Consider the following 20,831-nt stretch of genomic DNA (forward strand, 5'->3'; position numbering starts at 1 on the left):
GAATAAAACTTGATTGAATTATAATCTACCACAGATTACACGGATTTACACAGATTTTTATTTTGATTTAAGAGAGTAAATTTTTCATACAGAAAGATCAAATCCGAATTTTTAACTACCATATATAAACCGGCAAAATATTCCCCTCCACCGGAGGGGTGGCGAAAATTCAAAGAATTTTTTGACGGGGTGGTTGATAAAGACTAACGAGATCCTTATAAGTTTCGGCTAAAGCCGGATGAATTTGATCTATAATAAAAAAACGGGCTAAAGCCCGTTCCTATTGATATAAAAATATATTTCTTTTAATTAGGGGTTTCTTTTGTTACAGTCCCAACCGACACTTTCTCCTGTACTTTAATAAAATTGGGGTCCATAATGGCCATACGTTCAGCTAATGCTTTATAGGTTGGAAATTTTAAAATAGAAGCTCTCCCGGACATTTCCTTGTATATGGTAAAAGATTTTCCACCCGCTGTCTTTAACTGTTTTGTGGTCGTAATATATCTTCCGATAAGCTTACTTTTAGCGTCATAGATCTCAATATCTATAGAGGTCTTATCCATGATGGTATCTTCCGAACCGAAGCTTACGGGTAAATTGGTAAAATATCCTACCGGAACGCCATTACTAAGGATCTCTCCTACTTTATTGACCTCAATATTCATCTTATCAATTTTCTTTCGGATGGCATACGCATCTTTCGTTTTAGCATCCAGCTTTCTTTTAGGTACATTGGAGAAAAGCTCATCAAGATTTTTAACATTGATCCCTTTGTTATCAATTATTTTAAGATCCTTAACTGATGTAAAGACTGCAGATTTTTCTTCTCCGGAAAATGCAGAAGGTGATGAGTAATCAATCTCAATTGTTTTCTCCCGGTTATAGACTCTATTGATGCTGATATAGCTGTCGCGAACAGAGTCAACGATGCTTTTATCAATGAATTTTATAGTATACATCGGGGTCTCCTTCAGATCCATAAACGTATATTCGCTGGATTTGTTGGAGAGCTTAGCTACCGGAATGCCGTCAAGATTAATAATCCCTCTCTTGGTTTTGATATTCTGAGCATGGAGGAAAACACCCAGAACTGTAAAGAATATGATTATGCCTTTCTTCATACCATCAGACTTTTACCTAAATAAAAAAAGTGTAACACAAAGTTACACTTTCTTGAAAATATATTTAGCTTTTCATTTAATTATTCACAAAGGATAATTCCTTTATTATGATTAAATTCTACAACACCGCTTTTGATAGCATAAGCAAAAACAGAGTCTTTTCCGGATTCTTTAGTGAAGTTTTTAGCATAAGCCTCATCAATAGAATTAGCAAAAAGCTTTACATCACCTCCGATTAAAGAAGAAACAATTCCTGCGTGGTTTTTCATGATGTGAAATTCACCATTTTTTCCAGGCAATAATACTGAATCTACCTCTCCTTCAAAAACTACGTATTCTGGTGTTAAAATTTTTATATTCATTTTAATTTAGATTTGAAGATTTCAGATTTCAGATTTCAGACAACCTTAAAGTCTCATGTCTTGTATCTGTTATCTTTATGTCTAATTATTAAGCGTTTTCAGCTAACATTTTTTGTCCTGCTTCGATAGCTTCTTCGATGGTTCCTTTCAAGTTGAAAGCTGCTTCTGGTAAGTGATCTAATTCACCATCCATAATCATGTTGAATCCTTTGATTGTATCTTTGATATCTACCAATGATCCTGGAATACCTGTAAACTGTTCAGCTACGTGGAAAGGCTGAGATAAGAATCTCTGAACTTTTCTTGCACGGTATACAACAGCTTTATCTTCTTCAGAAAGTTCTTCCATACCAAGGATTGCGATGATATCCTGAAGAGCTTTATATCTTTGAAGGATTTCTTTTACTCTTTGAGCACAGTTGTAGTGATCATTACCTAAAATTTCAGGGTTTAGGATTCTGGAAGTAGAAGAAAGTGGATCTACCGCTGGATAGATACCTAATGAAGCAATCTTTCTGTCAAGTACTGTAGTTGCATCCAAGTGAGCAAACGTAGTTGCAGGAGCCGGGTCAGTTAAGTCATCCGCAGGTACGTATACCGCCTGTACTGAAGTAATTGAACCATTTTTAGTTGAAGTAATTCTTTCCTGCATCGCACCCATTTCAGAAGCTAGCGTTGGTTGGTAACCTACCGCTGATGGCATACGACCAAGAAGTGCAGATACCTCAGAACCAGCCTGTGTAAAACGGAAGATGTTGTCTACGAAGAAAAGTACGTCTCTACCTTGTCCGCTTTCTCCACCATCTCTGTAGTACTCAGCTAATGTAAGACCAGAAAGTGCTACTCTAGCTCTTGCACCTGGCGGCTCGTTCATCTGCCCGAAAACGAATGCAGCTTTTGAATCTTTCATAGCTTCTAAGTCTACTTTAGAAAGATCCCAACCTCCGTTTTCCATAGAGTGCATGAAATCATCACCATATTTGATAATACCTGATTCCAACATCTCTCTCAGAAGGTCATTTCCTTCTCTCGTTCTTTCACCTACTCCGGCGAATACAGAAAGACCTCCGTGTCCTTTTGCAATATTGTTAATCAACTCCTGAATCAATACTGTTTTACCTACACCGGCACCACCGAACAATCCAATTTTACCTCCTTTTGCATAAGGCTCAACTAGGTCGATTACTTTAATACCTGTAAATAAAACTTCTGCTGAAGTTGATAATTGATCAAATTTTGGAGCTGGTCTGTGAATTGGAAGACCACCATCCTTAGAAATATCTTGAAGTCCATCGATAGCATCACCAACAACGTTGAATAGTCTTCCGTTTACAGCCTCTCCGATTGGCATCATAATAGGATTTCCATATCCAATTACGTCTTGCCCTCTTTTAAGACCGTCAGTAGCGTCCATTGCGATACATCTTACTGTATCTTCGCCAATATGTTGTTCTACCTCTAAAACTACTTTTTCACCGTTTTCTTTTGTAATTTCTAACGCGTCATAGATTGCTGGAACAGCTTCCACATCTGTGAAGACAACGTCGATTACCGGACCAATAATTTGAGAAATTTTACCTTTAATTTGGTTTGCCATTGCTAAATTTTTTCTTGGTGCAAATATAGTGATTCTTCATAAACCCGCAATTGGTAAAAAAAAGATTTTTATCATGCTTTTCAGGATATGAATGAGTTTGTCATTTAATGCGTAGAATTCAATATTTATCATTATATTTAACAGCAAAATTGCAATTCGGTCATTTGTTATTATTATAGTATAATATAATGTAGGATATTTTTCAAAATTTTCATTTTCAAATTTTCAGATTCCCTCCGTTACATTAAAAATAAAGGTTTTATATTTGCAATCAAAATTTTTCCGTTTTGAAAGTTTTCAAGAATTTTACAGATTACTCCTCACAGAAGCCTTTAGCATTATCTTTAGGAATGTTTGACGGGGTACATCTAGGGCACAAGAGTATTATCGATGAACTGGCTAAAATAGGCACAGAAAACAACCTGGAAACTGCAATCCTTACTTTCTGGCCTCATCCAAGATTTGTTTTCAATCCGAATGAAGATTTAAAGCTTCTGAATACACTGGAAGAAAAGAAACAGCTGGTAGAAAAATATGGCATTGATAATTTGTTCCTGAAAGAATTTGATGAAGAATTCAGAAACCTTACGGGAGAGGAATTTGTACGTGAGATTTTAGTTGATCAACTGAATGTAAAGTACCTTATTATAGGATACGATCATTCTTTCGGAAAAAATAAAAGCGGAAATTTTGAGCTTCTTCAGAAATTATCAAAAGAACTTGATTTTGAAGTAGAGCAAATGGAAGCTATCAATATTCATGAAAATAATATCAGTTCCACGAAAGTACGTAATGCACTTTTAGCAGGAAATGTTAAAGAGGCCAACGAAATGTTGGGATACCTCTACTCTGTTTCCGGAACTGTAGTTCATGGGAAAAAGATTGGGAGAACCATTGGATATCCGACAGCAAATATTGATACTGAATCCATCAAGCTACTGCCTAAAAAGGGAGCTTATATTGTTGAAGTATTCGTAAAGGGCAACCAGTATAAAGGTATGCTGAGCATCGGAACCAATCCGACGGTAAATGGAGAAAAACTAACTGTGGAGGTTTATATCCTTAATTTTGATGATGATATCTATGATGAAAAGATTACGGTAAGTTTCAGGGATTTTCTTCATGATGAAATCAAATTTGAAGGTCTTGACAAGTTGATTGAAAGACTGGATGAGGATAAAAGATTAACACAGATATATGATTTCAAGGAGTAATAATTTTGACTTTCTAAGGCTTATTTTTGCAAGTTTTGTTGTCATTTCCCATTCCTATGCTCTTTCAGGGTCGTCTCACGGTGATCCTCTGTCACAACTTACCAACGGCCAGATGGAATTTTCTTATCTGGGAGTTCACGGTTTTTTTATTATCTCAGGATACTTAATTTTTAAAAGTCTGCTGCGCTGCAAAGGTCTTCCTGATTTTTACTGGAAAAGGCTTCTAAGACTTTTTCCGGCATTGTTAGTTGTACTTTTTCTTACCGTTTTACTGGCTCCTTTTGTGTATGAAAGTTCTGTACCTTATTTACAGAACGCTTCTGTATACACTTATATCCCACAAAATATCACTTTATTTTTCCGTCAGAAAGGTATCGACGGCGTTTTTGAAAACAATCCCTACAAGCACAGCATTAATGGAAGTTTGTGGACTATATGCTATGAATTCAGCATGTACGTCATGGTTTCACTGCTGTTCTTTATCCGGGGAAAAACATTTGTGAAAACCGCTGTCATTCTGTTATTTATCTCAAGTTATGTTTTAAGCATCTTCTATCCTTATTTTCTTTACGGATTATTGCTCAAGTTGGCATTGGGAACTAATCACTTTTATAATCTGATGTGCTTTTTTACCGGAGGAATGATCATGGCTTATCTGAATACCAGTAAAAGAACAGAAAACATCCTCATTATAGTTTCTTTCGCTGTTCTTATTGCCAGTGTTTATTTAAATATTAATCAGTATACCTCCTATATTACTCTGCCCCTGCTGGTAATTCTTCTTGGAAAGAGCTCTACCCCATATCTTAATAAAGTTGGAGAGACTATTGGGGATACTTCCTATGGGATTTATATTTATTCTTTCCCTATACAGCAGACATTGATGTATTTCTTTAAACTGGATACAGCTATGTTATTTATATTTTCATTACCGCTATCTATCCTGTTCGGATATGCTTCCTGGCATCTTATTGAAAAGAAAGCATTAGAATATAAAGATTTACTAACGAAAAGGGCTATTCTCACGGAATAGCCTTTTGGTTTATTTTAATACTTTTAAGTAGATTTTCTGGGTTTCATTATTCAGTTTTACATTCGGGAACTGTTTATCATAATCAATAAAGATATCTCCTTTTTCATCTGCTTTTCCGTTTCCATCAGAATCCCAGCTTATGGTTATATAGTATTTTGCAGGGCCGGAAGGTTTTGGATTAATCTTATTTTCTGCATCTTTCGGTATTGGCAGGTTGATGGTGAAAGGTATTGATTTCTGTTCATATTCCTGTTCTGTAATTAAAGAAGCAGGAGCATCGGCCAGCTTTTCATCCATTCCATATAAGCTGACTTTGAGCCGTGCATTTTTAATGGTAAATGGGTCTGTCCCTGAAAATTCTATTGTAAGAGTTTCGGGAGATTTTTCAGAGGACGATACAGCAACTGTGCTTTTTTCCGTAGTGTTCTTATTTACCGGCTTGGTACAGCCTGACAACATGAATGCGCCTACTACTAAGAATAATAAAAGGTGATTTCTCATTTGTTATTTATTTTATTAATGTTAAATATATTATTTCACCGGTAATAGATAACAAATTCCGTTCCTCAATTTATTTTATGTACTATAATGAATTGACTTCATTCTGAGCTTTTTTAGTCAGGGATTTAAAGACAAGATCATAGGACTGATCAATAAGTTTAAAGATCAGATCTCTTTTCAATCCATCAACAGTTACAGAATTCCAGTGGGTCTTATTCATGTGATAAGCGCCTGTAATCTGAGGATATTGCTCACGAAGCTCTGCGCTCCATTCAGGATCTGTTTTTACATTAAGGGCCAACGGCTGTCTCTCAAGTCCCATCAGTAAAAACATTTTGGTGTCTACTTTCATTACAAGAGTTTCATTATCAAACGGAAAACTTTCCGTAACTCCTTTTTTGGCAAGACAGTAATCTAAAATTTCGTTGGCATCCATATTCAATATGAGTAATGAGTGATAAGTAATGGGTAATGATCAAATTAATTCTTGAATCTTTGATTCAAATTTAGTAAATTTAAGAAACAAATAATCTCACAAAACCACAATTATTATGAAAGCTCTGGTAATAGGTGCTACAGGTGCCACAGGAAAAGATCTTGTCCGTCAGTTATTGAATGACAAAGAGTTTGATGAAGTGGATATCTTTGTAAGAAAGCCTGTTGATATTCAAAATGATAAACTAAAAGTTCATATAGTGAATTTTGAAAAACCGGAGGAATGGAAAGATATGGTGAAAGGAGATGTGGCGTTTTCGTGTCTGGGAACAACTTTAAAGAATGCCGGAAGCAAAGAAGCCCAGAAAAAAGTAGACTTTGACTACCAATATGAGTTTGCAAAAGCTGCGAAAGACAATGAAGTGGAAGATTATATTCTGGTCTCAGCTTACGGAGCGAATCCCCAGTCTAAGATTTTCTATTCCAAAATGAAGGGCGAACTGGAAGAAGCTGTCAAACAACTGCACTTCAATAAGATCACTATTTTTAAGCCGGGAATGCTTGAACGAAAAGACTCTGAAAGAACCGGAGAGGTTTTGGGAAGCCGCATTATCAAATTCGCTAATAAACTGGGGTTATTAGAAAGTCAAAAACCTCTGCCGACAGATATTCTGGCAAAGGCCATGATCAATTCTTCAAAAATAAAGAGCAACGGCTATTCCAGTATCAAACTGGGGAATATTTTTTGTTTTGCGGAGAAGAGTAATGAATAATTCGGGATGCAAGATACGAGGTTCAGGATGCGAGGTAATGTGGTTCATGTTAAAAATGAAAACCTTTTTAGTAATTTCCCGAAAACCTACCCATCATCTATTACCTATTTTGTTGTTTTGCTGCCCATTTTTTGTCCTAATTTTTCATATTCAATATCGTTAGGTTCCCAAAGTTCTATTTTATTACCTTCAATATCCATGATATGGACAAATTTTCCATATTCATAAGTTTCAATCTTATCTACAATAGTTATATTTTCCTGTTTTAGCTTTTCAACCAGTTTTTCAAGATTTTCCACCCTGTAATTGATCATGAAATCTTTTTCAGAAGGTTGAAAATATTTTGTCTTTTCACTGAAGGGACTCCACTGGCTGAATCCTTTTTTAGAGTTATCAGCACCCTGAAACCATTCAAATACAGCTCCATACTGATTGGTGCTAAGTCCAAGATGATTTTCATACCATTCCCGCATTTTCTTAGGATCTTTGCACTTAAAAAAGATTCCGCCAATGCCGGTAACTCTTTTCATATTATAAGACTTTTTTTCTGTAACGGCCTTAAAGGCAAATCCTAACATAAAAGAAGCCAGGATACAAAGGGTAAAAATTACTTTTTTCATAGAGTATACTATTAGGATTTAAATAAAAAAAGTGGATGCAAACCACCCACTTGTAAAAATATAGTTTTTTATCTTTATTTCAGATATTTTGTAATAGCTTGATCAGTAGGCTTTGTAGTACTTACAAAAGAATCAATCAGTTTTCCGTTTTCATCCACCAGGAACTTGGTAAAGTTCCAAAGGATGCTTGTGTTCTTTACTCCGTTCAATTCCTGTTCAGTCAGATATTTAAAGATGGGTGCCGTATCATCTCCTTTTACAGAAACTTTAGCGGCCATTGGGAATGTTACTCCATAATTTTTCTGGCAAAAAGCTCCGATTTCGGTATTGGTTCCAGGTTCCTGTCCTCCAAAATTATTTGCAGGAAATCCTATCACTACCAATTTATCTTTATATTGTTCATATACCTTTTCAAGATCTGTATACTGTGGTGTAAACCCACATTCTGAAGCAGTATTAACAATCAGGATTTTCTTTCCTTTAAAATCTGCAAAATTGATTTCTTTGCCATCAAGACCTTCTACTTTGAAGTCATATATTGTTTTTCCCATAAGTTCTGTAGTTTTAGCTTTAGAAATTTCACTTTTCTGGTTAGTGCAGCTTTGCAGAAATGCTATGAAAGAAAGCAGCAGTAAAAAAATCTTTTTCATGTCTTATAATTGTATGCAGAGAACTGCAGTTGAATTAAAACTTAAAAATATTAGCCGGAAATACTTTATTGATGTCTACTTTGTTTAATAACATCACGTAATCTCCGTCTTTTTTAGCACTTGAAGATTCAATTCTGAAAGGCATAATAATGTTTCCAACTTTTTTAAAATCAGAATAGATCAGCGTTTCATCTTTTTTCACTTCTTTGATCAACATATAAGTTTTTGTATCGAAATAATACATATTCTTATTTACATTCTTGGTAAGTTCTACCTTGTGGCAGTAGATTTCTCCTACTTTTTCTTTTCCAAGGTATTTGGCATCAAAACCTTTATTTTCCCAATCAATGAAATCATTATCAAAACTTTCCGGCACATATTCAGGATATTCCTGAAGCTTGTTGGCTGCATAATTCATTGCATAGCCTTTGGTGCCATCAAAACCTTCTATTGCGGTTTCTTTTCCGCCTGTAGTAATCAATGTTTTAGTAAGATTTGGACGTTGCTGAAAAATTCTTATCGGATATTCATCTTTAATTCCCAATATTACTTTTCCCTGAAGCAATACTGAGTTTAATAATTTCCAATTGGTTAAACCTCCGGATAATTCAATGTTCTTGTCAATAATTTCCTTTGCGGTCTGTCCGAATATCACATGCGAAAATATCAGTCCAAATACTAATAATAACTTCTTCATTAATTTTATTTATAGATTCAAATATAGGGGGATTTACGTAAAATTGCAAAAAGGCAAAATACAAAGATCAATTTGCTAATTTCAGATCAGTTTTCGGGCTTTTTCAAGATCTTCAGGAGTATCAATGCCTACTCCTACGAAATTGGTTTCTATCATTTTGATTTTCATTCCATATTCAAGGTACCGGATGCATTCAATCTTTTCGGATATTTCCAAAGGTTTCATAGCCAGCTTTGAAAATTGCAGTAAGGCTTCTTTCCTGAAAGCATATACTCCAATATGTTTAAAATAACTTACATCATAAGAAATTTCTCTGTGAAAAGGGATTACAGAACGGCTAAAATATAAAGCAAAACCATTGTTATCAGTAATCACTTTTACATTATTAGGGTTTTCAATTTCTTCTTTTTCATGCAGTTGTATTTTTAAAGAAGCTAAAGATATTTCCTGTTGGTCATCATTTCTGAAAACTTCAATCAATTGCTGTAATGGCTCCAGCTTAAGGAAGGGTTCGTCTCCCTGAACATTGATCACAATATCGCAGTCTATGTTTTGCACTGCTTCAGCAATACGGTCGCTTCCGGTCTCGTGCTGCCCTGTCATTACGGCTTTACCACCATTTTTTACGATTTCATCAAAAATAATTTCAGAGTCTGTAGCAACAAATACTTCATCAAACAGCCCGGTTTCCACTACATTCTCATAGGTTGTGGTAATAACGGTTTTTTCTCCTAAAATCTGCATTAATTTCCCTGGAAAACGGCTTGCCTCATAACGTGCAGGGATAACAGCTATTATTTTCATTCAATACAATATTAAGTAATTCTTTTTAAATCAGGAGGTTTCATTCCGACATCTGTAAAAGTCCGCATAAATCCTTTATCCTGAGACCAAATGTAGTGAAAAGTATCTTATTTACTCTACAAAACAGAGATTTCAGCAGTTTAAAAAGAGAGTTTTACACCTACCATATTGTATTCCCATTGGCGGGATGCAACAAAATTGAGATTATATTTTGTTTTTCCAATAGTTCCTTCTGATGAAGTATATCTGCTTTTTGATATTGTTTTCCCTATAAAATATCCCATTAATAAGGCTAAAGGATAGTCTGAAGCCCAGTGAACTTTACTCTGCATCATTTGAAAGCATAATGCTCCTGCCAGCGTATATCCTACAGGTTTGATCCATTTTGCATCCGGATAGTTATCTGCTATCACCGTGATCCCAGCCATAAAGGTGGTTAAATGGCCTGAAGGCATTGCATCGTAATTCGAGGTATTTTTACTGAATGCAGAAAAGCTTGGAAACGGATTCCACGCCCCGCCTTTATGACCATATTCTTCTGCAATAAACGGGCTTTCTCTTCCTGTAATTCTTTTAAGGGTTTGGGTAAAAACTCCGGAAAGAATTAAACTTTCCATTAAACCACTGGCAGTTGCCTGAGCTCTGTAATCATTTTTTATCAATCCATAGGTTCCGAAACCAATCCCTAATAATACTAATGTAGATCCGTTACCGATCAGGTACAGTGTAGATCCGACATCTTTAGGAATTTTAAAAACACCTCCTACTTTGTGATAGTTGTTATCCTTATCCATTCCCCATTTTTCTGCCAGCTCTCTTGAATTGTCAATCAGTTTCTGATCAAATGGCAGGAGAATCAACGTCGCTGCAACAGCACCTCCCAGATAATACGCATGGTCTTTTGCTACAAAATCTTTATTGGTATTGATAAAGTTTCTGGGTAATTTGGTTACAAAATCCAATAATTTAGGCTTGGGATAAGTTCGGACAGATCCGTCCTTCAAGGTGTAAGTTTGTACTTTTGGCAGCTCAGCTTCTTTGGGAAGTTCCTGTACCTTCAATGTATCAACCTCTTGTGAGCATACCAGTATTGAAACTGGTAAGAGTAGAAATCTCAGTTTTTTCATCGTGTAATTTTCGACTTTATTATATTCAGGTGTGTAAAAGCCTCAAAGATAATTCCTTGTTAAGTATCTTACAAAATGATTATTTAACTTTTAATATTTATTTAATTTTTTGAAAAGTAAATGTAACTTTAATTTAACTATTTGATAAAAAAACGCTTCGACTCTGCTCAGCGTGACACATTAATACTTATTCTGGGTTTAATGATGTCATGCCGGACAGAGTCGAAGCATATGTTTTTATGTGAAGACTACTTTAAATTGTTCAAAGCACTTTCCAGTTTTGGAAGCATTACTTTGATCTCATCTACAGCCAATCCTCCTACAGAAGCACGGAACCAAGGTTCTGATTTTTCTTCTCCGAAAGCTGAGAATGGTACTAAAGCCACTCCTGCGTCATTAATCAGGTAAAATACCAGGTCTGAAGAGTTTTCAATGACTGTTCCATCTGGTTTTGTTTTTCCAATATAGTCTAATTTAATAGTAAGGTAAAGAGCTCCCATTGGTTCAATGCTGTCCACTGAAAGTCCTTTTCCTTTTAGATCCTGAACTCCGTTGTGAAGAACTTTTAAGCTTTCTTCAAGTTTACCTTTAAAATCCTCAACGAAAGTATCTACATTTTCTGAATTTTCATAGAATTTAGCGGTTGCTTCCTGCTCTGGTTTTGGTGCCCATGCTCCAACGTGGGTAAGAAGCGCTTTCATTTTGTCCAGAATATGTGAAGGCCCGAATCCCCATCCTACACGTACTCCTGTTGCTGCAAGGCATTTTGAAATACCGTCGATATAGATTGTATAATCTTTCATTTCAGGGAAAAGAGAAACCGGATCTACATGCTCAGCCCCAAAAGTAAGGCAAGAATAGATCTGGTCATACATTAGGTATAACGGTTTTTCATCTGCTCCTCTTTTTTTGTTTTCAGCGATCACCAGTTCGCAGATCTCAGAAAGCTGTTCTTTTGTAAACATGGTTCCTGTAGGGTTCAATGGAGAACATAAAGCTAACAATACTGCTCCATCCAAATGCGGTCTTAAATCATCTGCAGTTGGAAGAAAGTTGGTTTCTGGTTTTGTTTTCACTTCTACAGCGTTGGCAGAAGTAAGATAAGCATAGTGATTGTTGTTCCATGATGGTGTAGGATACACAACTTTATCTCCTTCGTCTACAATTGTTTTGTATACAGCATAGATCAATGGTCTTGATCCTGCAGTAATCAAAATATCTTCTGGAGAATAATCAAGATTCCATCTTTTTTTCAGGTCTTTGGAAACTTCTTTTCTTAAAGATAAAAGTCCGTTGGCAGGCGGATAGTTTGTCAGATTATTCTGATATGCTTTCTGAATCTCTTCCTTCAGTAATGCTGGAATAGGATAGATATTAGAATTCAGATCACCAATAGTAAGATTGGCAATTTCCGCTCCTTTTGCTTTTAGATCATTTACTTCGTTACCAATTTTTACAATTTCAGAACCGATCAGGTTCGCTGCTAATTTTGAAACTTTCACTTTTTCTTATTTTAAATTTATATTATCGTTCTCCATGAATCTTCTCATCTATTTGATCTACCGGTGTTTGTGCATCAAAAAGAGTCATGATCTCTTTTGCTTTTTTGGCTGTATAGGAATTCGGATATTTTTTGATCATCCTGTTGAATTCCGCTCTGTTTTCATCATTTAGTTTTCCGGTTCCTTTGTCCATGTCTCTTTCATAGGTTGGCGTGTTATCCATTCCCAAAAGATAATCAGACAAATATATTTTATAGTCCTGTCTGACAGCCTTTATAAGATTGCTCTCAGGGTATTTGTTCATAAAGTTTTCCCAGAACATAAGCCTGTCTCCCAGCTGTTCCCAGCTAATTATTAATCCAGCATCAGCTGCATAATTGGATTCACTTTCTTTATCAGTCTGTGAAATATAGACTTCATAATCAGGAGTTACTTTATTCTTAAACAAGGATGAATAATATCCCGGAATGGTCCATATTTCAGTCATTCCTTCTCCTACTTCCCTGAACTCAAGACCTGCTTTCTTCAATTCCGAAGCTATTTTTTTAACATTGTCCGGCAAGTTGTACTGATCCTTATCGTAATTATAATAATTCACATATTTATCCAGAACATCAGTATGAAGGTTCATCAGACACTCTGTATACTTTCCTCTTATTTTTAAATAATCTTCGTATACTTTGTCATTCTGCTCCGGACTGTTTCCAGCCATCTCTTTTTCAATTTTGGTGCGGTACCACTGAAGAGATGTGATGTAATCTTCCGTTTTGCTGGTAGATGAACAGGTTGTGTCTATTGGTTTATACTGATCTTCTCTGGATTCAGTCTGAACAATCGAATCGTTTACCTGTTTTACTTCTGAAACTGCAGTTTCCTTTTTACAGGAAACTACAGCTGCAGAGAGTATGCATATTGCTATAATTTTTTTTATCATCTGCTGTTTTCAGAGTATTAATCCAGCTTCAAATCTGTTTTAACGGCCCCTATTTTAGCTTCCAATGATTTTAATTTGTCTCTGAAATCTGCTTCTGAAGTAATGGAATCCTTCACTGAAACATAGAACTTGATTTTTGGCTCTGTTCCTGAAGGTCTTACGCATACTTTTGTTCCATCCTGGGTGTAATAGATCAATACGTTAGATTTGGGAATATCATTCATTACTTTTTTCTCGTTGGTAGAAACGGTAAGGCTTGTCTGTTCTTTGAAATCCTTTACTTCTTCTACTAATGATCCCGCCAGCTCTTTTGGAGGGTTTTCACGGAAGTTTTTCATCATATTCTGAATTTCTTCAGCGCCTTCTTTTCCTTTTCTTACGATATTGATTAATCCTTCGTAATACATTCCAAGATCCTCATAGATCTCAATCATGTACTGGTACATTGTTTTTCCGTTGGCTTTGCACCAGGCTGCAATTTCACAAGCTAAAAGAATACTTCCACAAGAGTCTTTATCACGAACGAAATCTCCGGTCATAAATCCGAAACTTTCCTCACCACCACATACAAATTTCTGAGTTCCTTCTGCTTCACGGATCATTTTTCCAATCCATTTGAATCCGGTAAGACCTACTTTGCATTCTACCCCAAATTTCTGTGCAATATCAAAGAAGATATCTGAAGTTACGATCGTAGAACCAATGAATTCTTTTCCGGTAATTCTTTCCTGTTTTCTCCATTCATTCAGGATGTAGTAAGTAAGGATTGTGTTGGTTTGGTTACCGTTCAGTAATTGCATTTCACCGTCAAGATTTCTTACTGCAATACCTAATCTGTCTCCGTCCGGATCTGTTCCGATCACGATATCTGCATTGGTAATTCTTGCCAGATCCATTGCCATTTCCAGTGCTGCAGGCTCCTCCGGGTTTGGAGAGTCTACTGTTGGGAAATTTCCGCTTGGGATCATTTGTTCTCTCACAAGATCCACTTTTTTGAATCCTGCTTTTTCAAGGGCTTTGGGAACAGTTGTATAGGTTGTTCCATGGATAGAGGTGAAAACAATATTCAAATTTTCTTTACCAACATTCTGATAGGTAGAGTTTTCAATACATGCATCAATATACACATCATCCTGCTCCTCTCCGATCCATTCGATCAGATCATCATTTCCGTTGAATTTAATTTCTTCAAATTTTACAGAATATACTTCATTGATAATGGCTTCATCATTAGGTGGAACAATCTGTGCTCCATCATTCCAATATACTTTATAACCATTATATTCCGGCGGATTGTGAGAAGCTGTTAACACGATTCCTCCATTACATTTTTTGTCACGTACTGTGAAAGACAATTCAGGAGTCGGTCTGTGATCTTTGAAAAGCAATACTTTAATTCCGTTTGCCGTCAAAACATCTGCTACCAGTTTCCCGAATTCTTTTGAGTTATTACGAACATCATAAGCGATGGCCACTTTAATTTCTTCTCCTTTGAATTGCTGTAACATGTAGTTTGCCAATCCCTGGGTAGCCTGTCCTAATGTATATTTATTCAAGCGGTTGGTTCCTACTCCCATTATCCCACGCATTCCTCCTGTCCCAAATTCCAGTTCTCTGTAGAAAGAATCTTCCAGATCTGGGGAATTGCTATCGATCAACGTCTGTACAGCATCTCTCGTTTCTTTATCGAAGGTATCACTTAACCAAAGTTTCGCTTTTTCTAGTGTATTCATATTTATATGTTGTTCTTTTATAATTTGTAAAGTTCTTAGTTTCTAATTTAAATAACACTGTTTTTAATCCAGTTTTTTGTTTTCAACTTTCGTCGTTTTATCAATTTTAAACGCCCTGATCGGATCGTTATAATAGACAAATTTTGCGGTGTTCTGAATATGTCCTTTTAACGAATCTTTTACATTTACTTCTGCATAATTCCCGTTTTTAGAATCAATATTCAGGTTGGTTATTTTCCAGTAAGGAGCAATTAAACTTGCTGTATCTGAGATTTTTATAACAGCTTCTTTTGACAATCCAAGAAAATTAGCACGGCTTCTGTTCTGCATTTCCACTTCTGCTCTTCTGGTGTTGACAGATCCCATGAAACTTGCATTATTTTTCATACTGAGTCTGAAATTGTCTGTTTTGATTTCACTTGAAATGTTCACTTCAACAGAATCTGAAACAGCTACTTTTTCAAGGTTATATTTTGAATAAATCGTTACATTATAAAAATCTACACCTTTTGTACCTCTTTTTTCTTTGATGAAAAGTGTTTTGTCTTTTACATCCACATCCAGATTACCTGCCACATTCGGATAGGTTTCTATTTCTACAAAATTCTTTGGACCTTTAGCATAAAATACTCGGAATTTTCCTTCCAGATCAAGGTTTACGAACTCCGAAACATCCACATCTTTCTTTTCAATATTTCCTTTTGGAGAAACTTTTCCACAGGAAACTACTGCCACCAGCATCAATGTGTATACAATTTTTTTCATATGTAATTTCAAATATTCTATATTATAATCGTAATGATTTTTACTGAAAATCTCTTAAAGCCCTTTTCATGCTTCTTACAGGACTTTCAATATTACTTTGAACAAAAATAGGATTAAAATTTCTAAAAATCTTTGTCTTTTGACAATAAAATACCTGATAATTTTCAATTTTTTGCTTTTCCTAAAGCTATTTCTTATTCGTTTTTTCTTTTACTTTTTTATAAAACCAGGTTTTAGGACTTCCTGCCATTGAAAATAAAAGCAGATAGTTTTTACTTACGCTGGAAATTTTCATTGGGGTTACATTTTCGTTATCATTATACTTCATTTTCAACAGGTTACTATCTACCTGATAAATTCCGCTGTTCCCCATTGAGCTGAATGTTTTATCCCGATAAAATGTCAGAACTCCTGTTCCGTATCTGGAATTGTTTGTTTTATTTTTCAACGTATCCGTATTACGAATTTCACCATCATAAATATCAATAAACTCCCATGAACCGGAAAGTTTATTGGATGAACATGAAGCCATTAATAATAAAAGAAAACAAAAAAGTATGGGTTGGGTTTTAAACATTAAGTTAAAAGTTTTTATAAAATTACAAAAAAGCACCCTGTTGACAGAGTGCTTTTTATGTATTGAAATTGGAGTGATTATTTAGCTTAACCACCCCGTCAAAAATTCTTTGAATTTTCGCCACCTCTCCAGAGGATGGGAATGGTCATACATCGACTAAAGATTTACATTAACAGATTATTTTCAGTATGTTTAACTGAATACCCCTCTGAATTTATATCACTTCGTCGATATTATAGTTCTTGTGCTCACGATTGGTTCTGATGATCATTTCTCCCAAGAATCCTGCGATAAAGAGAAGTGTTCCCATAATCATCATGGTTAATGCGATAAAGAACCATGGATTATTGGTGATTAAATGTCCGTAGATTCCTCTTGCCACATCAATCAGTTTAGAGATTCCCAGCCAAAGTGCTGAAAGGAAACCGACGATAAACATTAAAGTTCCTACTGCTCCGAAGAAATGCATTGGCCTTCCTCCAAAACGACTTACAAACCAAAGCGTTATCAAATCCAGAAAACCTCTTACAAATCTTTCTGTTCCGAATTTTGAAGTTCCGTAAGGTCTTGCCTGGTGCTGCACTTCTTTTTCGGTAATTCTTCTGAAACCCGCATTGGCAGCCAATACCGGGATATAACGGTGCATATCTCCGTACACATCAACCGATTTTACCACCTGTCTTTTATAGGCTTTCAGACCACAGTTGAAATCGTGAAGATAAACTCCTGAAACTTTTCTTGCTGCTGCATTGAATAATTTTGACGGAATATTTTTCGTCATTACATTATCAAAACGCTTCTTTTTCCAACCGGAAACGATATCATAATTATCATGAATTACCATATTATACAGTTCCGGAATTTCTTCCGGGAAATCCTGTAAATCAGCATCCATTGTAATCACTACATCACCGTTTGTTCTTTCAAAGGCAGCATGAAGTGCCTGGGATTTTCCATAATTTCTGGAAAATTTAATAGCGTGGATCTGAGGATACTGAACTTTCATATTCTCAATAATGCTCCACGACAAATCCGTACTTCCGTCGTCTACAAACCAGATTTCATAAGATAAATTACTGGTTGTACACACTTTATCAATTCTTGAAAAAAGTTCTTCCAAAGAGTCTTCTTCGTTCAGTAACGGAATAACTATAGATAAATTCATTTAATTTTAATAAAAATTAGGCTTGATTGGTTTCTTCGGGCTGATGTATTGTTCTTGTTCTGAAAAATGCTCCGAAAAACACCGACAAAACTACGTAAAATATAAGAATTGCTGCAAAATATCCTGAAAAATGACTTGCAGTAAGCATGTCTTTTCCTTTAACTGCCTCAGGAGTGAAGCTTTGCAGTCTTTCCTTGTATTTCTGATCCAGCTCATCAATATCTTTCTGATGCTTGAGAATTTTTCTTGCAGAGGTATATTCTGTATCCAGTTCTGATTTTTGTCTCTGTACATATTGATAGTTCAGCAGGCTTTTAGCTGCAGGATCTACAAAGGTTAAAAACGCATAAATACTGAAAATGGAAAGAATTCCTCCGATGAACATCGGAACAAATGCTCTTTTGAAAGCTTCTTTGAATTTTACTACTCTGTGGTTGTTCCAAAACGATTTTACAGACCAGAAAGCAACTCCGGCATATAAAAGAGGTAAAACAAAAGCATTGGCTTTCAGGGAGATATCAAAATAATTGACTCCTGAAAAAAAAGTATATACTACAAAGAAAACGATCATTGTAGCAATAAAAAGTATAATTCCTAGTGTTGATGGACTTTTCGTCATATTTAAATTTTTAGAAAAAAGTTGAAAAATTTTCCCTCTAAATGTCAGGCGTTTAGCTTTACCACTGCATTTTTTCGACTAATTTTCTTTAATAAAGTTTTGAAGTTTATAAAATATTCCTACCTTTGCAACGGCAAGTCCTAAACAACCAGCTCCTGAGAATCCTCCAGGGTGGGAACGCAGCAAAGGTAATCGGTCGTAGCGGTGTGATTTAGGTAGCTTGCCATTTTTTTTTGTTTTAAAGTAAGAAGAGAGGTAATTTGATAATTATCTTTTTTTGTTTTTAATACCTTATGCATCATTTCCATTTTTCTAATTTTCAGATTACCTCCGGTTCAGTTATTGATTAAAATTCGAAGGTCTCCCCCAGTTTTGGTAAAACAAGTTCTACATTTTTATCTGCAAAATGCTGTAATGCACTTTCATGATTAATTTCAATGGCAGGGAAAGTATCAAAATGACATCCGATTACTTTTGGAGTTTTCAATAGCTCTGCTGCTGCAAAAGAAGCTTTTCTAGGACACATGGTGTAGTGGCTTCCGATGGGAAGGATCGATAGATCAATGTTTCCGTAAAGTCTTGGAAACAGCTCCATATCAGCCATTACTCCTGTATCACCTGCCAGATAAATGTTTTTACCTTCAGGGAGTCTGAAGATATACCCTACAGGAACGCCTCCGTAGCTTCCATCCGGAAAAGAACTTGTATGGTGAGCCGGAACCATGGAAATTTTAAGATCGTCGATTTTTGCCGATCCTCCTAAGTTCACATCGTCTCTGTTTTTAGCCTGCTGGAAATAACCGCATACTTCAGGAACTCCAATAATGGTAGCTTCCGGATAATGCTGCAGCACCTCTGCTACATCTGCAATATGATCACCATGGGCATGGGTCAACAGGATATAGTCGATTTTTTGAGCAGCAATATCAAAACCTGATTCTGCTTTTTTGTAGTTGTAAAAAGGGTCGCTCAGAATTGTTTTGTCCTTGTACGTGAACAGGAAACAATTTTGCCCTAAGAATTGTATTTTCATTTTAAATTTAATTTCAATTATTATTAAACACAAATGACTCAAATCATTTCACAAACAGCACAATAAAGAGTGATATTCGTGAAAGCATTCGTGCCATCTGTGTTTTTTAATTTATTATTTCTGTGGGAATTTATCTTCAATCAGCCTGAGATTAATCCCATGTTCCAGATACGCTTTACAACCGTCTAAAACCGTTGTAAAGCCTCCTGTATTGTCATTAATTACTTTTAACAGGTCTTCGCCGGTCTGGCTGAATCCATAGCTTTTAATGATAACAAGAGTTCCTTTTTCCATGGTTTTGAATTCGTAGTCTACGTTGGTTGAGGGCTCTCCCCATTCTGTACTGATCAGCTGGTTCGGAATAATCTGATGAACTTTCACCACGTTTTTTACGCCGTACATTTCCCATTCCCAGGTAACTGTCTTACCTTCTTCTAATTTTCCGGTAGATTTGGTAAACCAGAAATTCGTTGTTATTTCAGGATTGATAAATGCTTCAAAAACATCTTCAACGGGTTTTCTGATAAGCATTTGAGCTTCAACATAGACATTGGAATTCATAAGTGTTTTATTTTAAAAATTATTTAAATAAGTTAAGCCCCACTGCCGTAAGAACAGCCATTACAAAAGTCATGATTCCTACCTGCTTCAAATATTGATCTAATTCTTTCGGTTCTTTTACAGATAGAATCTTTCTTCTCAGCTTGGATAGTGGAAATAACAGAATCATTACAATGAAAACGTAATAGTTTTGCTGTTGCATAAATCCATTCATTCCTAAAAATACAAGGATAAGCAATAACGGAAGCTGCAGCAGAACCATTTCATAGATCATTGCATTTTTGAATCCGATTCTTAATGCAAAGCTGTTTTTCCCTGATAGTCTGTCACTTTCGATATCTCTCATATTGTTCAGGTTAAGAACGGCCATACTCATCATTCCGACAGCTGTACCAGGCAATAATATATCCCAGCTGAATGTTTTTGTAAATAAGAAATAGCTTCCACATACAGAAACCAATCCAAAGAAGATAAACACAAAGATATCTCCTAAGCCCATATAACCGTAAGGTTTTTTACCTACCGTATATCCAATAGCTGCAAGGATACTTGCTACTCCTAATCCTATGAAGATATAGAATTCATTCATATAATTGGGAATGAAAGCAACGTACAACAAAGCGATGGTAGCAATGAAAGATAAAGCGGCAAAAAGAATTACTGCTGTTTTCATCTGTTTTGCTGTAATTTTCCCTGATGCTACAGCTCTTGCTTCTGCTTCATTGATTCTTTTGGCATCGGTTCCTTTCACTCCATCACCGTAATCATTGGCATAATTTGATAAAATCTGGTATAAAAGCGTAACCAAAAGAGCGAGTGCAAGGATTTTCCAGTCCCACGTTCCCCCTTCTCCGTAGAGCCTCCATTTTGCAATGAAAGCACCCATAATAATTCCGCTTAAGGAAAGCGGTAAAGTTCTTAGCCTTGCGGCTTTTATCCAATCAGTCATATATTTATAAGTAATGAGCAATGGGTAATAAGTAATAAAAGATATTATTCATTACT

The 20,831-nt window shown here is 35.7% G+C and carries 23 protein-coding genes and 1 other RNA gene; 4 read left to right on the plus strand and 20 right to left on the minus strand.

From position 1 onward, the window contains the following. Nucleotides 1-305 precede the first annotated feature (305 nt). The 3 genes from FB551_RS07455 to atpD all read right to left on the minus strand — a co-directional run bounded on the left by FB551_RS07455 (nucleotide 306) and on the right by atpD (nucleotide 3,083). On the minus strand, nucleotides 306-1,124 hold the full coding sequence (locus tag FB551_RS07455; RefSeq protein WP_047429973.1) for a hypothetical protein: 819 nt from the start codon (nucleotides 1,122-1,124) through the stop codon (nucleotides 306-308). Between the two features lie 80 nt (nucleotides 1,125-1,204). After that, a complete protein-coding gene (locus tag FB551_RS07460) occupies nucleotides 1,205-1,486 on the minus strand; it encodes a FoF1 ATP synthase subunit delta/epsilon (RefSeq protein WP_047429970.1) in 282 nt (93 codons plus the stop codon). Between the two features lie 88 nt (nucleotides 1,487-1,574). After that, nucleotides 1,575-3,083, minus strand: a complete 1,509-nt coding sequence (atpD, locus tag FB551_RS07465) for a F0F1 ATP synthase subunit beta (RefSeq protein WP_034697748.1) — start codon at nucleotides 3,081-3,083, stop codon at nucleotides 1,575-1,577. A 287-nt stretch (nucleotides 3,084-3,370) separates the two neighbouring features. Here atpD and FB551_RS07470 point away from each other — a divergent pair, with 287 nt between their 5' ends. Continuing rightward, complete coding sequence (locus FB551_RS07470) at nucleotides 3,371-4,297, plus strand: bifunctional riboflavin kinase/FAD synthetase (protein WP_142016466.1); 927 nt, start codon at nucleotides 3,371-3,373, stop codon at nucleotides 4,295-4,297. After that, nucleotides 4,281-5,330 carry an acyltransferase family protein gene (locus FB551_RS07475; RefSeq protein ID WP_142016471.1) on the plus strand — a complete coding sequence of 350 codons (1,050 nt, stop codon included), beginning with the start codon at nucleotides 4,281-4,283 and terminating at the stop codon, nucleotides 5,328-5,330. Before FB551_RS07470 ends, FB551_RS07475 begins: the two co-directional genes overlap by 17 nt. 9 nt (nucleotides 5,331-5,339) lie before the next feature. On the opposite strand, the gene FB551_RS07480 is transcribed toward FB551_RS07475, so the two are convergent. Continuing rightward, on the minus strand, nucleotides 5,340-5,831 hold the full coding sequence (locus FB551_RS07480; RefSeq protein WP_226798646.1) for a hypothetical protein: 492 nt from the start codon (nucleotides 5,829-5,831) through the stop codon (nucleotides 5,340-5,342). An 82-nt stretch (nucleotides 5,832-5,913) separates the two neighbouring features. Continuing rightward, nucleotides 5,914-6,267, minus strand: a complete 354-nt coding sequence (locus FB551_RS07485; RefSeq protein ID WP_142016473.1) for an MmcQ/YjbR family DNA-binding protein — start codon at nucleotides 6,265-6,267, stop codon at nucleotides 5,914-5,916. Between the two features lie 115 nt (nucleotides 6,268-6,382). Here FB551_RS07485 and FB551_RS07490 point away from each other — a divergent pair, with 115 nt between their 5' ends. Then, nucleotides 6,383-7,039: an NAD(P)H-binding protein gene (locus tag FB551_RS07490; protein WP_142016476.1), complete on the plus strand. Its 657-nt coding sequence runs from the start codon at nucleotides 6,383-6,385 to the stop codon at nucleotides 7,037-7,039. 104 nt (nucleotides 7,040-7,143) lie between these two features. Here the strand turns inward: FB551_RS07490 and FB551_RS07495 are convergent, their stop codons facing one another. The 12 genes from FB551_RS07495 to FB551_RS07550 form a co-directional block, all read right to left on the minus strand. Next, entirely contained in the window at nucleotides 7,144-7,659 is a 516-nt protein-coding gene (locus FB551_RS07495) for a VOC family protein (RefSeq protein WP_310018614.1), read from the minus strand. A 74-nt stretch (nucleotides 7,660-7,733) separates the two neighbouring features. Further along, nucleotides 7,734-8,309 carry a glutathione peroxidase gene (locus tag FB551_RS07500; protein WP_142016479.1) on the minus strand — a complete coding sequence of 192 codons (576 nt, stop codon included), beginning with the start codon at nucleotides 8,307-8,309 and terminating at the stop codon, nucleotides 7,734-7,736. Nucleotides 8,310-8,343: 34 nt separating this feature from the next. Then, nucleotides 8,344-9,006 carry a hypothetical protein gene (locus tag FB551_RS07505; protein WP_047429954.1) on the minus strand — a complete coding sequence of 221 codons (663 nt, stop codon included), beginning with the start codon at nucleotides 9,004-9,006 and terminating at the stop codon, nucleotides 8,344-8,346. A gap of 81 nt (nucleotides 9,007-9,087) precedes the next feature. Further along, nucleotides 9,088-9,810 carry a 3-deoxy-manno-octulosonate cytidylyltransferase gene (kdsB, locus tag FB551_RS07510; RefSeq protein ID WP_047429951.1) on the minus strand — a complete coding sequence of 241 codons (723 nt, stop codon included), beginning with the start codon at nucleotides 9,808-9,810 and terminating at the stop codon, nucleotides 9,088-9,090. A 140-nt stretch (nucleotides 9,811-9,950) separates the two neighbouring features. Then, nucleotides 9,951-10,937, minus strand: coding sequence for a phosphatase PAP2 family protein (locus FB551_RS07515; protein ID WP_052186946.1), 987 nt, complete (start codon nucleotides 10,935-10,937; stop codon nucleotides 9,951-9,953). Nucleotides 10,938-11,185: 248 nt separating this feature from the next. Further along, entirely contained in the window at nucleotides 11,186-12,439 is a 1,254-nt protein-coding gene (locus FB551_RS07520; protein ID WP_047429949.1) for a pyridoxal phosphate-dependent aminotransferase, read from the minus strand. Between the two features lie 22 nt (nucleotides 12,440-12,461). Next, a complete protein-coding gene (locus FB551_RS07525; protein WP_052186944.1) occupies nucleotides 12,462-13,373 on the minus strand; it encodes a hypothetical protein in 912 nt (303 codons plus the stop codon). A 17-nt stretch (nucleotides 13,374-13,390) separates the two neighbouring features. Next, the gene (locus tag FB551_RS07530; protein ID WP_047429946.1) at nucleotides 13,391-15,106 is read right to left on the minus strand and encodes a phospho-sugar mutase; all 1,716 of its coding nucleotides are present in this window, start codon (nucleotides 15,104-15,106) and stop codon (nucleotides 13,391-13,393) included. A 63-nt stretch (nucleotides 15,107-15,169) separates the two neighbouring features. Beyond that, nucleotides 15,170-15,871, minus strand: coding sequence for a GIN domain-containing protein (locus FB551_RS07535; RefSeq protein WP_142016481.1), 702 nt, complete (start codon nucleotides 15,869-15,871; stop codon nucleotides 15,170-15,172). A gap of 187 nt (nucleotides 15,872-16,058) precedes the next feature. Continuing rightward, nucleotides 16,059-16,448 (minus strand): hypothetical protein, encoded by a 390-nt coding sequence (locus FB551_RS07540; protein WP_142016484.1) that lies wholly within the window; start codon nucleotides 16,446-16,448, stop codon nucleotides 16,059-16,061. A 214-nt stretch (nucleotides 16,449-16,662) separates the two neighbouring features. Further along, on the minus strand, nucleotides 16,663-17,613 hold the full coding sequence (locus FB551_RS07545; RefSeq protein ID WP_142016487.1) for a glycosyltransferase family 2 protein: 951 nt from the start codon (nucleotides 17,611-17,613) through the stop codon (nucleotides 16,663-16,665). Nucleotides 17,614-17,629: 16 nt separating this feature from the next. Then, nucleotides 17,630-18,232: a DUF4199 domain-containing protein gene (locus FB551_RS07550; protein WP_142016489.1), complete on the minus strand. Its 603-nt coding sequence runs from the start codon at nucleotides 18,230-18,232 to the stop codon at nucleotides 17,630-17,632. A gap of 131 nt (nucleotides 18,233-18,363) precedes the next feature. On the opposite strand from FB551_RS07550, the gene ffs reads away from it, so the two are divergent. Continuing rightward, nucleotides 18,364-18,461, plus strand: an RNA gene (gene ffs, locus FB551_RS07555) — signal recognition particle sRNA small type. A gap of 117 nt (nucleotides 18,462-18,578) precedes the next feature. Here ffs and FB551_RS07560 read toward each other — a convergent pair. The 3 genes from FB551_RS07560 to menA all read right to left on the minus strand — a co-directional run bounded on the left by FB551_RS07560 (nucleotide 18,579) and on the right by menA (nucleotide 20,775). Continuing rightward, entirely contained in the window at nucleotides 18,579-19,265 is a 687-nt protein-coding gene (locus FB551_RS07560) for a metal-dependent hydrolase (RefSeq protein WP_034697707.1), read from the minus strand. 114 nt (nucleotides 19,266-19,379) lie between these two features. Next, entirely contained in the window at nucleotides 19,380-19,826 is a 447-nt protein-coding gene (locus tag FB551_RS07565) for an SRPBCC family protein (protein WP_142016491.1), read from the minus strand. 19 nt (nucleotides 19,827-19,845) lie between these two features. After that, a complete protein-coding gene (gene menA / locus FB551_RS07570; protein ID WP_047429931.1) occupies nucleotides 19,846-20,775 on the minus strand; it encodes a 1,4-dihydroxy-2-naphthoate octaprenyltransferase in 930 nt (309 codons plus the stop codon). Between the last annotated feature and the right edge of the window lie 56 nt (nucleotides 20,776-20,831).

It is taken from the genome of Chryseobacterium aquifrigidense (genome assembly GCF_006716485.1).
GTDB classification, from domain to species: Bacteria; Bacteroidota; Bacteroidia; order Flavobacteriales; family Weeksellaceae; genus Chryseobacterium; species Chryseobacterium vietnamense.

Excerpts from the sequence above, each read along its gene's own strand:
- FB551_RS07480 (WP_226798646.1), bottom strand. The coding sequence starts at position 5,831 with ATGAGAAATCACCTTTTATTATTCTTAGTAGTAGGCGCATTCATGTTG.
- FB551_RS07545 (WP_142016487.1), bottom strand. The coding sequence starts at position 17,613 with ATGAATTTATCTATAGTTATTCCGTTACTGAACGAAGAAGACTCTTTG.
- FB551_RS07525 (WP_052186944.1), bottom strand. The coding sequence starts at position 13,373 with ATGATAAAAAAAATTATAGCAATATGCATACTCTCTGCAGCTGTAGTT.
- FB551_RS07490 (WP_142016476.1), top strand. The coding sequence starts at position 6,383 with ATGAAAGCTCTGGTAATAGGTGCTACAGGTGCCACAGGAAAAGATCTT.
- FB551_RS07460 (WP_047429970.1), bottom strand. The coding sequence starts at position 1,486 with ATGAATATAAAAATTTTAACACCAGAATACGTAGTTTTTGAAGGAGAG.
- atpD (WP_034697748.1), bottom strand. The coding sequence starts at position 3,083 with ATGGCAAACCAAATTAAAGGTAAAATTTCTCAAATTATTGGTCCGGTA.
- FB551_RS07565 (WP_142016491.1), bottom strand. The coding sequence starts at position 19,826 with ATGAATTCCAATGTCTATGTTGAAGCTCAAATGCTTATCAGAAAACCC.
- FB551_RS07505 (WP_047429954.1), bottom strand. The coding sequence starts at position 9,006 with ATGAAGAAGTTATTATTAGTATTTGGACTGATATTTTCGCATGTGATA.
- menA (WP_047429931.1), bottom strand. The coding sequence starts at position 20,775 with ATGACTGATTGGATAAAAGCCGCAAGGCTAAGAACTTTACCGCTTTCC.
- FB551_RS07455 (WP_047429973.1), bottom strand. The coding sequence starts at position 1,124 with ATGAAGAAAGGCATAATCATATTCTTTACAGTTCTGGGTGTTTTCCTC.
- FB551_RS07560 (WP_034697707.1), bottom strand. The coding sequence starts at position 19,265 with ATGAAAATACAATTCTTAGGGCAAAATTGTTTCCTGTTCACGTACAAG.
- FB551_RS07530 (WP_047429946.1), bottom strand. The coding sequence starts at position 15,106 with ATGAATACACTAGAAAAAGCGAAACTTTGGTTAAGTGATACCTTCGAT.
- FB551_RS07485 (WP_142016473.1), bottom strand. The coding sequence starts at position 6,267 with ATGGATGCCAACGAAATTTTAGATTACTGTCTTGCCAAAAAAGGAGTT.
- FB551_RS07535 (WP_142016481.1), bottom strand. The coding sequence starts at position 15,871 with ATGAAAAAAATTGTATACACATTGATGCTGGTGGCAGTAGTTTCCTGT.
- FB551_RS07540 (WP_142016484.1), bottom strand. The coding sequence starts at position 16,448 with ATGTTTAAAACCCAACCCATACTTTTTTGTTTTCTTTTATTATTAATG.
- FB551_RS07515 (WP_052186946.1), bottom strand. The coding sequence starts at position 10,937 with ATGAAAAAACTGAGATTTCTACTCTTACCAGTTTCAATACTGGTATGC.
- FB551_RS07550 (WP_142016489.1), bottom strand. The coding sequence starts at position 18,232 with ATGACGAAAAGTCCATCAACACTAGGAATTATACTTTTTATTGCTACA.
- FB551_RS07495 (WP_310018614.1), bottom strand. The coding sequence starts at position 7,659 with ATGAAAAAAGTAATTTTTACCCTTTGTATCCTGGCTTCTTTTATGTTA.
- kdsB (WP_047429951.1), bottom strand. The coding sequence starts at position 9,810 with ATGAAAATAATAGCTGTTATCCCTGCACGTTATGAGGCAAGCCGTTTT.
- FB551_RS07475 (WP_142016471.1), top strand. The coding sequence starts at position 4,281 with ATGATTTCAAGGAGTAATAATTTTGACTTTCTAAGGCTTATTTTTGCA.
- FB551_RS07500 (WP_142016479.1), bottom strand. The coding sequence starts at position 8,309 with ATGAAAAAGATTTTTTTACTGCTGCTTTCTTTCATAGCATTTCTGCAA.